Origin of the sequence: Enterococcus larvae, from assembly GCF_017830045.1 — a bacterium.
GTDB classification, from domain to species: Bacteria; Bacillota; Bacilli; order Lactobacillales; family Enterococcaceae; genus Enterococcus_L; species Enterococcus_L larvae.
In genome coordinates this window covers 118,941-131,880 of sequence record NZ_JAEDXU010000001.1, presented here as the reverse complement: position 1 = coordinate 131,880, position 12,940 = coordinate 118,941, and the positions used below count along the sequence as shown (strand labels likewise).

The 12,940-nt window shown below is 42.3% G+C and carries 10 protein-coding genes; 6 read left to right on the top strand and 4 right to left on the bottom strand.

The window, feature by feature from the left end; genetic code table 11:
* The first annotated feature begins 28 nt into the window (after nucleotides 1–28).
* Complete coding sequence (tsaD, locus tag I6N96_RS00590) at nucleotides 29–1,048, top strand: tRNA (adenosine(37)-N6)-threonylcarbamoyltransferase complex transferase subunit TsaD (protein WP_209555559.1); 1,020 nt, start codon at nucleotides 29–31, stop codon at nucleotides 1,046–1,048.
* Nucleotides 1,049–1,418: 370 nt separating this feature from the next.
* On the opposite strand, the gene I6N96_RS00585 is transcribed toward tsaD, so the two are convergent.
* Genes I6N96_RS00585 through I6N96_RS00570 form a run of 4 tightly spaced genes read right to left on the bottom strand, consistent with a single transcriptional unit; the run spans nucleotide 1,419 to nucleotide 6,106 of the window.
* Complete coding sequence (locus I6N96_RS00585) at nucleotides 1,419–2,414, bottom strand: LacI family DNA-binding transcriptional regulator (protein ID WP_209556196.1); 996 nt, start codon at nucleotides 2,412–2,414, stop codon at nucleotides 1,419–1,421.
* 15 nt (nucleotides 2,415–2,429) lie between these two features.
* The gene (galT, locus tag I6N96_RS00580; RefSeq protein WP_209555558.1) at nucleotides 2,430–3,914 is read right to left on the bottom strand and encodes a UDP-glucose--hexose-1-phosphate uridylyltransferase; all 1,485 of its coding nucleotides are present in this window, start codon (nucleotides 3,912–3,914) and stop codon (nucleotides 2,430–2,432) included.
* Nucleotides 3,915–3,919: 5 nt separating this feature from the next.
* Nucleotides 3,920–4,915, bottom strand: a complete 996-nt coding sequence (galE, locus tag I6N96_RS00575; RefSeq protein WP_209555557.1) for a UDP-glucose 4-epimerase GalE — start codon at nucleotides 4,913–4,915, stop codon at nucleotides 3,920–3,922.
* 30 nt (nucleotides 4,916–4,945) lie between these two features.
* Nucleotides 4,946–6,106, bottom strand: coding sequence for a galactokinase (locus I6N96_RS00570; RefSeq protein ID WP_209555556.1), 1,161 nt, complete (start codon nucleotides 6,104–6,106; stop codon nucleotides 4,946–4,948).
* 293 nt (nucleotides 6,107–6,399) lie between these two features.
* Here I6N96_RS00570 and I6N96_RS00565 point away from each other — a divergent pair, with 293 nt between their 5' ends.
* From I6N96_RS00565 to I6N96_RS00545, 5 genes are all read left to right on the top strand, one after another.
* Entirely contained in the window at nucleotides 6,400–7,239 is an 840-nt protein-coding gene (locus I6N96_RS00565; RefSeq protein WP_209555555.1) for an AraC family transcriptional regulator, read from the top strand.
* Nucleotides 7,240–7,310: 71 nt separating this feature from the next.
* Nucleotides 7,311–9,596: a glycoside hydrolase family 65 protein gene (locus tag I6N96_RS00560; RefSeq protein ID WP_209555554.1), complete on the top strand. Its 2,286-nt coding sequence runs from the start codon at nucleotides 7,311–7,313 to the stop codon at nucleotides 9,594–9,596.
* 2 nt (nucleotides 9,597–9,598) lie between these two features.
* On the top strand, nucleotides 9,599–10,417 hold the full coding sequence (locus I6N96_RS00555; protein ID WP_245186790.1) for an alpha/beta hydrolase: 819 nt from the start codon (nucleotides 9,599–9,601) through the stop codon (nucleotides 10,415–10,417).
* Nucleotides 10,418–10,569: 152 nt separating this feature from the next.
* Nucleotides 10,570–11,577: a LacI family DNA-binding transcriptional regulator gene (locus I6N96_RS00550; RefSeq protein ID WP_209555553.1), complete on the top strand. Its 1,008-nt coding sequence runs from the start codon at nucleotides 10,570–10,572 to the stop codon at nucleotides 11,575–11,577.
* Between the two features lie 90 nt (nucleotides 11,578–11,667).
* Nucleotides 11,668–12,924, top strand: coding sequence for an extracellular solute-binding protein (locus tag I6N96_RS00545; protein WP_209555552.1), 1,257 nt, complete (start codon nucleotides 11,668–11,670; stop codon nucleotides 12,922–12,924).
* The last annotated feature ends 16 nt before the right edge of the window (nucleotides 12,925–12,940 follow it).

The following is a 12,940-nucleotide window of genomic DNA, read 5'->3' as shown; positions in this document are numbered from 1 at the left end:
ATAGAAGCGAAAGGATGGACTGTTTGGGATGGAAACAGAAAATGAATTGCTGCTGGCAATTGAGAGCAGCTGCGATGAAACCAGTGTAGCGGTAATAAGAAACGGCAGTGAGGTTCTTTCGAATATCATTGCTTCTCAAATAAACAGTCATCGACGATTTGGCGGTGTTGTACCTGAGGTTGCCAGTCGACATCATGTAGAGCAGATCACCTTATGTATTGACGAAGCATTAAGTGAAGCGGAGGTCAGTGTTGATGAGCTTTCCGCAGTTGCAGTTACCTATGGACCTGGCCTGGTAGGGGCTTTGTTAATTGGTGTTTCTGCAGCAAAAGCCTTTGCCTGGGCACATGACTTACCTTTGATCCCTGTGAACCATATGGCAGGACATATTTATGCAGCACGTTTAGTGGAACCGCTGAGCTTTCCATTGATGGCTCTTTTAGTTAGTGGTGGACACACTGAGTTAGTCTACATGAAGGAAGACGGAGCGTATCAGATTATTGGAGAAACCCGGGATGATGCAGCTGGAGAGGCTTATGATAAAGTAGGCAGAGTATTGGGACTCCCATATCCGAGTGGTCGAGAAATTGACGAGCTGGCACATAAGGGCAGCGATACCTTTCATTTTCCGAGAGCGATGATCAAAGAAGATAACTATGATTTCAGCTTTAGCGGGTTGAAAAGCTCCTTTATCAATACGGTTCATAATGCGGAGCAACGAGAGGAAATCCTGAACAAAGAAGATTTGGCAGCTAGTTTTCAAGCGAGCGTCATTGAAGTCCTGACAACAAAGACACTTCGTGCCTGCCGAGAGTATCCAGTGAAGCAGCTGATTGTAGCTGGGGGCGTAGCGGCTAATAAGGGCTTGCGTGAAGCTCTGGAAAAAATGGTTGCAGAGGAATTGCCAGATGTTGGATTGATCATTCCGCCATTGAAGCTTTGCGGGGACAATGCCGCAATGATTGGTGCAGCTGCACATATTGAGATGGAGAAGGGACATACAGCAGATTATTACCTGAATGCTGTACCTGGATTGAGTTTTAATTGATCTAAAGGTATATTTGATAAACAGCAAAAAACGAGGCCGAGACAGAAGTGTCTAGCTACAAGCACCAGGTAGGTACTTTTCAGCATCTGTTCTGCTTAATTTATAAGCAACCACAGTGATTCAAAACAATAAGCCGGAATGCACGAAAATTGTTTCACAAATTTTTGTTGCATTCCGGCTTATTGCCGTAGGAGCTGCTTCTGACTCGCCGTTTATTCGAATTTAGGGTACGGAAAAGAGTGGGAACAGATTTATTGTCCCACTCACATTTTTTTTGAAGTTATGTGCATTGAAACCGAGTGTACGCCATATTGCCATGATCTGTATTTTGATGAACAAATCACCTTCAATGCTCTTGAAAAAGGGTATATTAAGCATTTCTTTTTTTTGTAGAATCTCGACTGACCAACTCTGTTCCAATCATGATTTTTCTAGGAGTAGGTGCGTCTTCCTTCATTAATTCCGTCATGGTATTAACAGCAAGCTCACCCATCCATTCGGTATAAACCTTTATTGTTGATAAGGGTGGAGAAACGTACTTCGCTACACTGACATCATTAAAACCGATAATAGAGATATCTTCAGGAATTCGAACCTTCTTCTCCTGTAAAGCACGCATAGCGCCAATTGCTAAGGCATCACTGGAAGCAAACAAAGCATCGGGTAGAGGCTGATCATTTTCTAGAACTTCGATCATTTTTTGATAGCCGCTTTCGACTGCAAAGGGTGCCTGAATGACAAGCTCTTCTTTAAAAAGCCCTTTCTCAATCATTTTTTGCATGAATAGTCGATAGCGAGGATCTGATAAAGGTAAATCAGACCCTTTTGTATGCTCAATACCGGTAAGTATCCCTATACTTTTGTGGCCTTCTTCTAGGAATTTCTCTAATACGAGGTCAATACTTTGAGAAAAATCAACAACCAATGAATCATGGCCTTCAGTTGAAGCATCAAAATCGACAAAAAGCAGCTTTCCATCCAGCTTATTCAATGCATCGATTTGCTTTTGATCGAATTTTCCCAGGGCAATCGTTCCGTCAGCTGCTTTATCCGTCAGCTGATCAAGTGGTTCCTTTAGTAATGTGAAGCCAAGTTCTTCTGCTTTATGCTCAATACCTAGGCGAATCGACAAATAATAGATATCTGCCAGTTCCTCCTGATCGTTGAACCACTGAACCAAGCGAATCGTCTGACGGTCTCTAAGGGCATTCTTTTTGTATTTTGTATAGTTCAGCTCTTCTGCAGCCTCAAAGATTTTTTTCTTTGTTTCGTCTCCAACAGATAATCCCTGATCATAGTTCAGGACACGAGAAACGGTAGCGGAAGAAACGCCGGCTAGCTGAGCAATGTCTTTGATTGTAGCGATACTGTTCACCTTCTCTTATTGCAAATAATCGATAAACCTTTGAAAAGCATCCTGTCCCTGTTGATTTCGTTTGAAAACCCCAGCATCCTTAAGCACCTGTTCAAATACTTTTCCGACAGCTGTCTGAACAATGGCTGTAACATTTTCAGCAGTTGCTGTATGCTCAGCCTTCAATTTCTCAGCCCAATCTCTGTGACAATCAGCCAACTCATTTTCCTGATCAAGCAAGTAGCGCTCCACTTCTTTTAGCTCTAGTGCTAAACGAGGAGGAAGGACAGCTAAGCCCATCACTTCGATAAGTCCGATATTTTCTTTTTTGATATGATGCACCTCTTGATGAGGATGGAAAATACCATCTGGATATTCCTCAGAAACATTATTGTCACGTAATACTAAGTCGAGTTCAAACAATTCATTTTTACGGCGGGCAATTGGTGTGATGGTATGATGCGGCGTTCCATCAGCTGAATATGCACTGATTTGAACTGTTTCATCCGAATACTCACGCCACTTGTTCAGAATCCAATCTGCTGCTTCTGTCAGTTCATCAACAGCTGTTCCCTGTAGACGAATCACTGACATCGGCCATTTGACAATTCCTGCTTGAATGGATTCGTAGCCGGCTAATTTGACTGTTTTTTCAATAGCTGCTTCTGCCATGGCAAACGTATGACGTCCGCCTTGGTAATGATCATGAGAAAGAATTGAGCCTCCAACAATCGGCAGATCCGCATTCGAGCCTACGAAATAATGGGGCAGCACCTCGGTAATAGCGAGTAGTCGTTTGAAGGTCTCCTTTGAGATTTTCATTGGACGATGCTCTTGTGAAAGGATGATTGCATGCTCATTATAGTAGGCATAAGGAGAGTATTGGAATCCCCAGATTTCTTCGTCGAATGCCATTCGAATGATTCGATGATTGGTTCTGGCAGGATGATTCACTCGTCCTTTGTAACCTTCATTTTCCATGCACAGCAAGCATTTTGGATAATCGACTGATATGCTGTTTCTTTCAGCGGCGATTTGCTTTGGGTCTTTTTCAGGCTTGGAAAGATTAATCGTTATTTCCAGTATACCATAGTCACTTTCTGCGGGAAAAACGATGTTCTGAGCAATGGCCTTTGTCTTGATATAGTTATTATTCTTACATAATCGATAGAAGTAGTCTGTTGCCGCATCAGGTGTTCGTGCATAGAGCTGAGCAAAATGTTCGTTAACAGCAGAAGGAGAGGGCGTCAATAAATCTGTTAATTGAGCTTCTAAAATATCATATTCTGCTTGTAGAGAACCGATGACCTTATTTTTTTCCGCCTGTGCCATCAAGGCTTCAACAAGTGTAAGTGTGTCCGCTTCAGCTGCGTTATCTTCACTTGGTTCCAGTGCTTCTTCTCCAATCATTCCAAGGATGCGATTTTCCAAATAAATGCGATCCAGCTCTTTCCAACTGCCGCTTTGAATGGCTAAATCAGCAAAGGCTCTGACGGTTTGACTGATAGACATATGTTTCACTCCTGTTCTACATAACCATTCGGATGGCTGGTATGCCAATTCCAGGCGGTTTCGATGATTTCTTTGATACTGGTATACTGGGGCTGCCAGCCAAGAAGTTCTGTTGCTTTATCACTTGAAGCAACTAGAATACTTGGATCACCTGCTCTTCTTGGCGCAACGACTGCAGGTATTTCTTTTCCAGTAACTTCACGAGCGGCCTCCAGCATTTCTTTGACAGAATAGCCCTGACTGCTTCCAAGGTTGAATACATTGCTTTCATTTCCTGACTGCAAGTATTCCAATGCTAGAATATGTGCAGCAATCAGATCTTCAACATGAACGTAGTCACGAATGCAGGTTCCATCAGGTGTGGCATAGTCATCGCCGAAGATAGAAAGCTTGTCTCGCTGTCCCAATGCCACCTGAAGGATGATAGGAACGAGATGGGTTTCAGGCGTGTGGTCTTCGCCAATAGAAGCGTCAGCCTTTGCTCCGGCTACATTGAAATAACGTAGAGCAACATAACGCATTCCATAGGCTTGATCACACCATTTCATCATTTTTTCCATGATCAGCTTACTTTCTCCGTAAGGATTCTTTGGATTGGTGGGAAAGCTTTCATCAATCGGCGATTTTTCCGGTTCGCCATAAGTCGCGGCAGTGCTGGAGAAGACGATTTTCTTCACGCCGTAGGACTCCATCACTTCTAATAAAATCTCCATTCCGTAGACATTGTTGTTAAAATATTTTAGTGGCTTCTCAACGGATTCACCGACTAAAGAACTGGCAGCGAAATGAATCACACTGTCGATTACTTCTTTTTTGAAGACACTTTCAACAAATTCCTTATCTCGAATGTCCCCTTCATAGAACACAGCCTCAGGATGCACAGCGTTTCTGTGCCCTGTCAACAGGTTATCAATCACAACAACACGGTAGTTTTTTTCTATTAATTGGCTGACTGCATGGGAGCCGATATATCCGGCACCACCTAGTACTAATACTGACATATTTCTTCCTCCTTTACGAATGCTTTCTGTTTATAATTTTCTTGCACCATCATCTATATGTGCCTTATAGAAATCAGCAGTATAACCGATTTTTTCCGAGTACTCTTGACCAACTGCTTCAATAAACGTATCGAGAACATCTTCTTTTACCAAAGCGATGGCACAGCCGCCAAATCCAGCTCCAGTCATACGTGCGCCGAGTACACCAGGCTGTTTTTGTGCTGCTTCAACCAATGTATCCAGTTCGACACCGGTTACTTCATAATCTAATTGTAGTGAGCGATGAGATGCATTCAATAATTTTCCAAAAGCGGTTAGGTCGCCATTTTGCAATGCTTTTTTTGCTTTTAATGTTCGCTGATTCTCTGTGACAGCATGGCGTGCTCGTTTGATAAGGGTTTCGTCATCGATCAGTTGCGTATTATCTTCAAAGGTTTGCTCATCCAGTTCACCCAAGGCATCGATCTTCAGCTGTGCCTGCAGTCTTTTCAATGCTTCCTCGCATTCGGCACGACGTTCATTGTATTTAGAATCAGCTAGCTCACGCCGTTTGTTAGTATTCATGATTGCAACCACATATTCTCCGAATACTGCAGGTACAAGATCATAGCTCAATGTATTTGTGTCCAGTAAAATCGCTTGGTCCTTTTTTCCCATACCGATAGCAAACTGATCCATGATACCTGAATTGACACCGATAAATTCGTTTTCTACTCGTTTTCCTGTTTTTACAAGATCCAGCATGTCTGCATTCAAATCAAACAAGTCATTTACGATCACGCCAGTCAATAATTCGATAGAGGCAGAAGAAGAGAGGCCTGCACCGTTAGGAATCGTGCCGTAGAAAAGGATGTTCATTCCTTGGTCGATGGAAAAACCTTGCTCAATCAAATATCGAATCATTCCCTTTGGATAGTTCGTCCAGTCATGCTCCTTTTGATAAGACAAATCATCTAAGCTGAATTCAATGATGCCTAACTCAGAAAAGTTCTCTGAGTACAATCGTACTTTTTTATCTGTTCTTTTCTCCGCAATCCCGTAAGTTCCAATCGTAATTGCTGCTGGAAATACATGTCCGCCGTTATAATCTGTGTGCTCGCCAATCAGGTTGATTCGTCCCGGTGCAAAGTATGCTTGCCCCTCATCTGAATTAAAAATCGTGGTATACGTTTTTTGAAGCTGTGATTCCATAGAAAATCCCTCCGGTAAATTATTTAGTAAATATATTGTAAAACATTTACTAAATAATTTCAAGAGGGAATAGAAAGCGTTTTACAGTAGATGAATCCTACGAAAGAAATAGCAAGTATTTCTAATTGGTTTGGCGGGGACTTTGTGGAAAGTCTGCTTTTTATGTGATGAATCCTCAATAGGATTCCTATAAATCTATTTGCAAAAAGAAACGCAGAGGGGAGGAACATTTTTTTAGAAAATAAGTTATACTAATGGGGATGATTGGAAGAATCTGTCAAGGAGTGAGAACTATGGCTATCCACGAGTTTGTACGAAGTGACAACCCGCTGCTGCCGATAAAAATTTGGAATCAACAACTCAGCGGACCGGAGCTGACTTCTCCGGTCCATTGGCATCGAAGTCTTGAAATTCTATTTGTTACCTCTGGAAGAGTTGGCTTGATACTTGAAGGGAAGCAGTATATTTTAGAAGCTGGTGAGTTAGTAATTATTAATAGTGGAGAAATCCATCAGATATTTGCTGTTGAACCGGAGGATCGGATGAAGGGGGTCACATTACTGATTCCCTCTGAGTTTATTCAGACATGGTTTCGTGAGCTGGATAAAGGGCTCTTTGCGCCTGAACTCGTTCAAAAAAATAAAACTATTTTGCTTGAGCAAATAAAAAAAATCAGTCACCTTTATGAACAGAAGGCTGACTATTATGAAGTCGAGATTGTTTCACAAGTTCTTCAGCTTCTTACCCAGCTGTACAAGCATACTCGAGTTCCTGCTGAAATAGAAAATCGGTTATTTGAAATCAAGGAACGTCTGTCAGCTGTTTTAGATTTGATCGAGCGTTCCTATCAGAATCCGTTGACACTGGAAGAGGCAGCATCAGCAGCAGGTTATTCTGTTTCTTATTTTTCAAAGATATTTACGGCAACAATGAAGATAAGTTTTTATCAATATCTGATCGATTTTCGTCTAAGCAAATCAATTCGAGAACTACAGACGACGGATAAAACAATCACTGATATTGCAATAGACAATGGATTTACAAGTATCCATTCCTATATCCAAAGCTTTAAAAGAAGCTATCAGCTGACACCGAAGGAATATCAGCTGAGAATAAGAAATCGACATAAATAAGAGAAGATTTGAAAAGAAATCGATTACAAGATGATGGTACACTTAGCTCAAAGAAGAGAGGAGCAGGGTGAATGAGTAAACAAATGACTAGACGAGATTTTGCGTTGACAAATGAAGAGCTAAGACTTCAGGAGACACTTTTTCATACAGCAAATGGTTATATTGGCGTTCGTGGAAATTTCGAAGAGGGGTATCCAGAGGACTTTGTTTCAAGTAGAGGACAGTATATCAATGGTGTGTTTGACATTGCTGACATGAAGCAGGCAGAGCAGCTGTATGGCTTTCCAAATAAGAAAGAGGTCATTTTGAATGTCGCAGATACGCAAACGATTCGTCTTTATCTTGACGGAGAAGAAGTGACAGCTTTCGGTCAGGGTGTTCGTGAGTTGAATCGAGTGCTGGACATGGAAAAGGGGACAGCTTTGAGGAGCTTCATTTGGAAAAGTCAAAAAGGGGAAGAAGTGACTGTTAGTTATCGGAGAATGACTTCTTTTACTCTGTTGCCTTTGTTTACTATAGAGGTAACGATTATTTCTCATGATTTTGAAGGCTCGGTCTCTATTGTTTCTGAGCATCATGGTTCTGCTCAGAACTTTGTTAATCCTAATGATCCGAGGATGGCTGCAGAGGCAGAGGATTATTTGTCTGTGGCTGAGACTCGTTACGATGAAGAACAACAGCTTTCCAAAATTACGGCTGTGACAAAGACGTCAGAGCTGTCCGTTCAAACGCTGGTTTTCCACGATGTTTCATCGCAGCTGGAGCTTGGGCTGGTGGAAGAGGATGAATCGGTTTCTGTGGTTTATGATGGTCAATTAACTGTTGGGGTAACCATTGACTTTGTCAAATACAGTTTATTCTTGGATTCCAGAAGATATGATTTAGAAAAAGATGGCGGAAGCTTTGTCGAGACTGTTCGACAGAAACCATTGAATCAGTGGTATCAAGAGCAAGAGGAGTATCTTGATAAATTCTGGCGTCAGGCTGAGCTGTCGGTTGTCGGAGATCCATTGCTTAATGAATCATTGAACTACAGCTTGTACAGCCTGATCCAGTCAGCAGGCAAAGACGGTATCTCAAACATTGCCGCTAAAGGTCTTAGTGGAGAGGGCTACGAAGGTCATTATTTTTGGGATACGGAAATCTACATGATGCCGTTCTTCACATTGACCTATCCAGAGATTGCCGCTAAGCTGATCGAATTCCGTTATACAATCTTAGAGAAAGCAAGAGAAAACGCCCGCATCCTTGGGCATAAGCAAGGAGCGCTTTTTCCGTGGCGGACGATTTCCGGAGCAGAGTCTTCTGGGTATTATCCATCAGGAACTGCGCAATACCATATAAATAGCGACATTGCCTATTCCATCATTCAGTATTATCAAGCAACAGGAGACTTGGATTGTCTGTTGCGTTTTGGTGGAGAAATAGTAGTTGAAACCAGTCGTTTATGGCTGGATGCCGGCCATTATGAAGGAAAACGTTTTGTTTTAAATTGTATGACGGGACCAGATGAATATACCTGTGTTGTAAATAATAACTATTACACGAATCTCTCTGTTCAGTATCAGTTGAATTGGCTGGTGAAGCTATACCCGCTATTTAAGGAGCAAAAGGCGGACTTCTTAGACAAATTACAGGTCACCGATCAAGAGATTTCTGATTACGAATCAGCAGCTGCAGCAATGTATCTTCCTTATTCAGAGGAAAAGCAGATTCACGCACAGGATGACAGCTTTTTGGAAAAACCGGTGTTGCCGATCAATGAGCTGCCGAAACAGGATTTCCCGCTTCTGCTTCATTATCATCCCTTGTATTTGTACAGACACCAAGTCTGCAAGCAGGCCGATATAGTACTGGCTTATTTTCTTCATGATGAGGCTTTTGATACAGAAGCGATTCAGCGGGGATATGATTATTATGAGAAGCTGACGACGCATGATTCGTCCTTATCATCCTGTATCTTCAGCATCGTTGCCAATCAAATCGGCGATGTGGAAAAGGCGTATCGGTATTTTGAAGAGTCGTCCAAAATCGATATCACCAACTCTCATCATAATACACAGGATGGAATCCATGCTGCCAACATGGGAGGAACATACCTAGGTTTGGTCTTCGGCTTTGCTGGTCTGCGCATCAGAGAGGATTCTCTGGTGTTGACTCCTCGATTGCCTCAGAAATGGACAGGTTGTCATTTCTCAGTGAATTATCAAGGCAGTCAGCTTCATATTGTCATCAATAAAGAAGAAATCCATGTATCAATGGAAACAGGTGCGCCTGTAAATCTTACGGTATATGATGAACGAAGAATTCTTTCTCAGGAAAATGACTGGAAAATTCCCTATAGAAAAGAGAGGTAATTATGTTTTTTCATCATCAAATGATTGTAGAAGAAGAGTTTCAAGCGAAGCTGACTTATTATCTGCAGGAAAGCTATCAAGACATTGATCCAAATAGGAAACGTCCGCTGATTCTGATTTGTCCGGGCGGAGGCTACGAGAATCTGTCCAACCGTGAGGCGGAACCGGTAGCATTTAAACTGCTTTCATTAGGCTTTCATGTGGCGGTTTTAAGCTACAGCGTGGCACCAGCAGAGTTTCCGATAGCGTTAAGGCAGTTGGGAAAAGCGATGCTTGCTGTGAAGGAGGCCGCGAAGGTCTATCCAATCGATCCCAAGCAAATTTTTGTGATGGGCTTTTCTGCCGGTGGTCATTTGGCAGCTAGCTTTGGGGCCTTTTGGAATCAACCGCTGTTAGCTGATTTGACAGAGCGACAGAAGGATCTTTGCCCAACTGGCTTGATTTTATGTTATCCAGTCATATCTGGAGGGGTGTACCAACATGAATCCAGTTTTCAACGACTTTTGGGTAAGCTTGTTGAGGAGAAGAAGGAAGAGCTGTCTATCGAACGACTGGTGACCGAAAAGTTTCCGCCATGCTTTGTCTGGCATACCTTAGAAGATCAGGTCGTACCTGTACAGAACAGTCTGTTGCTGATTGAGCAATTAGTTGAAAAGCAAATTTTCTGCGAGTTTCATCTCTTTCCTAAAGGTCCTCATGGACTGTCGTTGGGAACAAAAGAGACCGATTCGCCTAATGGAGACATGCAAAATCGAGATGTACAAGGATGGCCGGAGATGGCCGCACGTTGGGTGAATGAAGTTTCTTTACAGAATGGATAATTTGTATCAATTTAAGTAAACAAGATGAGAATCTTGTTTACTTTTTGTTTTCCTCTTGATAAATCAGACAATTGGACTTATAGTTAAGGCGAGAATCAAGTAAACGATTTCAAGTGAAGTCGATGAGTGTTTACTAATAAGGAGGAGCTAATATGGCTGGAATAAGAGATGTAGCAAGAAGAGCAGGTGTATCACCGACAACCGTTTCACGTTTTCTAAATGAGGATGCTGGTTTGTCGATCACAGATGAAACGAAGAAAAGGATTGAGACTGCAGTAGCTGATTTGGCTTATGTAAAAGGACCGGCCAAACGTTCCAGAGCAGCGTCAGTGGCGATCGTTACCACTGTGTCAGAGGCGGAGGAGATCGACGATCCATATTTCCGTTCGATTCGGTTAGGGATTTTTGAAGAAGCGAAGAAACAGAAGCTGGCAGCAAATCGAATTTTCAGATTGGATAGTGAATTCCGCAGTGAAGATCTGGAACCATTCGGCTGTGTGATCATTCTTGGACATTTGGAAGAAAGCTTTCTTGAAGAGCTGTACAGTCATAATAGCGAGCTGATTGTTGTGGATGATCCTTATACTTCGGAAAAATATGAAACGGTTTATTCTGATATTGAAGGTGCCGCACGGCAGCAACTTGAGCGTTTATATGAAAAAGGACATCGACAAATTGCCTTTATTGGTGGTGTCCGAACAGCACATCTGCCTGACGGATCGGTTACGTTGGATGAAGAAGACGTCAGGACGGTTACTTACAAACGGTGGATGGCTGAAAAAGGACTGCAGGACAATATTCAGCTTGCCTTGGGTGAATGGAGTACCTTGTCGGGAATGGAGCTGACAGAGGCATTCATTGAAGCGAATAAGGCAGCATTGCCTAGTGCAATCATGGTTGCCAGTGACCCTATGGCAGTAGGCGTTTATCGAGCGATTCAAAAAGCCGGATTGAATATTCCAGAAGATATCTCATTGGTTTCCTTTGACAACATTGAGGTTTCAGAATATTTAACACCCCCGCTCTCTACTGTAGAGCTGAGAACCAATGAGCTGGGAAGGATGGCGATTCGCTTTGCAAGAGAAAAAATCGACGGACTGAGAGACTATCCTTTGCGCTGCGTTATCCCCGGAAAAATTATTAATAGAGAAAGTGAATAATAACTATTGACAAACATTTTAGTAAACAGTAATGTGTGCACATGAGTTGGTGGAAACGCTTTTTTTAAAACTAGAGAGGGGTACACTGTGATGAAAAGAATGAAGAAATTAGTGTTACTGACAGCAGCATTGACTTTAGGGGGAGTACTAACAGCCTGCGGCGGCAAAACGAATGATTCCGCTGATGGAGGGCAAAAAGAAATTGAATTCTTTTTCCAGAAGCAGGAAATGGTTCCAACGATGAAAGAGATCATCAAGGATTTTGAAAAAGAAAATCCGGACATTACTGTGAAGCTGACAAATGTTCCAGACGGCTTGACTGTGCTGAAAACAAGAATGGCCAGCAACGATGTTCCTGATATCGTTCATGCGTATCCGGCACTACCTGAATTTGTTGAATGGTCCCAAAATGACATGTTTGAAGAGCTGACAGGATCAGATGTGTTGGCTGACCTGAAGGATGGAGCGGCAGAAGCGTATGCTGTTGATGATAAGATTTATTCCGTTCCATTGACAAATAATGCTTATGGTTTCTTTTACAATAAGACAGCTTTTGAAGAGCTGGGGATAGAAGAGCCTAAGACTTGGGCCGAATTTGAAAAAATTGTAGAGACAATCAAAAAGGACGGACAAACACCATTTTCAGCAGCGTTAACAACGGATGCTGCCGGCTTTCTAAACGGCTTCCATCAGCTAGCTTGGGCAACAATCACTGGTGGACATGAACAGGCAAATGATTATCTGCTGCGTAGCTCTAAAGATGCCATAAAAGCTGATGATCCGACCTTTGAAAAGGTTGCCGGTGAACTGGATATTATGCGTGACAATACACAGAAAAATGCGAACGGTGCCACATATGATGATGCTGTTGCAGCTTTTGCTTCAGGCGATGCATTGATTTTCCCTAACGGAATTTGGGCACTGCCTGCTATCCAAAGTCAGGACCCTGAGTTTGAAGTCGGTATGTTTGCTCATCCTGGAGTAAACGAAGGAGAAGAGCTGACTGCAGGGGCAGCTGATTTGGCGGTTTCAATTAGTAAGACAACAAAGAATAAAGAGGCTGCTGAAAAATTTGTCAGCTACCTTGCAAGCAAAGAAGCGATGCAGAAATATTACGATGTCGATGGTTCACCAACCTTCGTAACAACTGTAGACACAGATGGTAAATTTCCTGAAATCAAAGAAGTCTCTGATCTTGTTGGTACAGATAAGCAAATTATCTGGCTTCATAATGAATGGGATTCAGAAGCAGACTTTTGGTATGTAACGGTTGACTATATCAACAATGGGGATCGTGACCAGCTGGCTAAAAATTTAAACACATTTTTTAATGCAATGAAAAAATAATTATTAATAGAAAGAG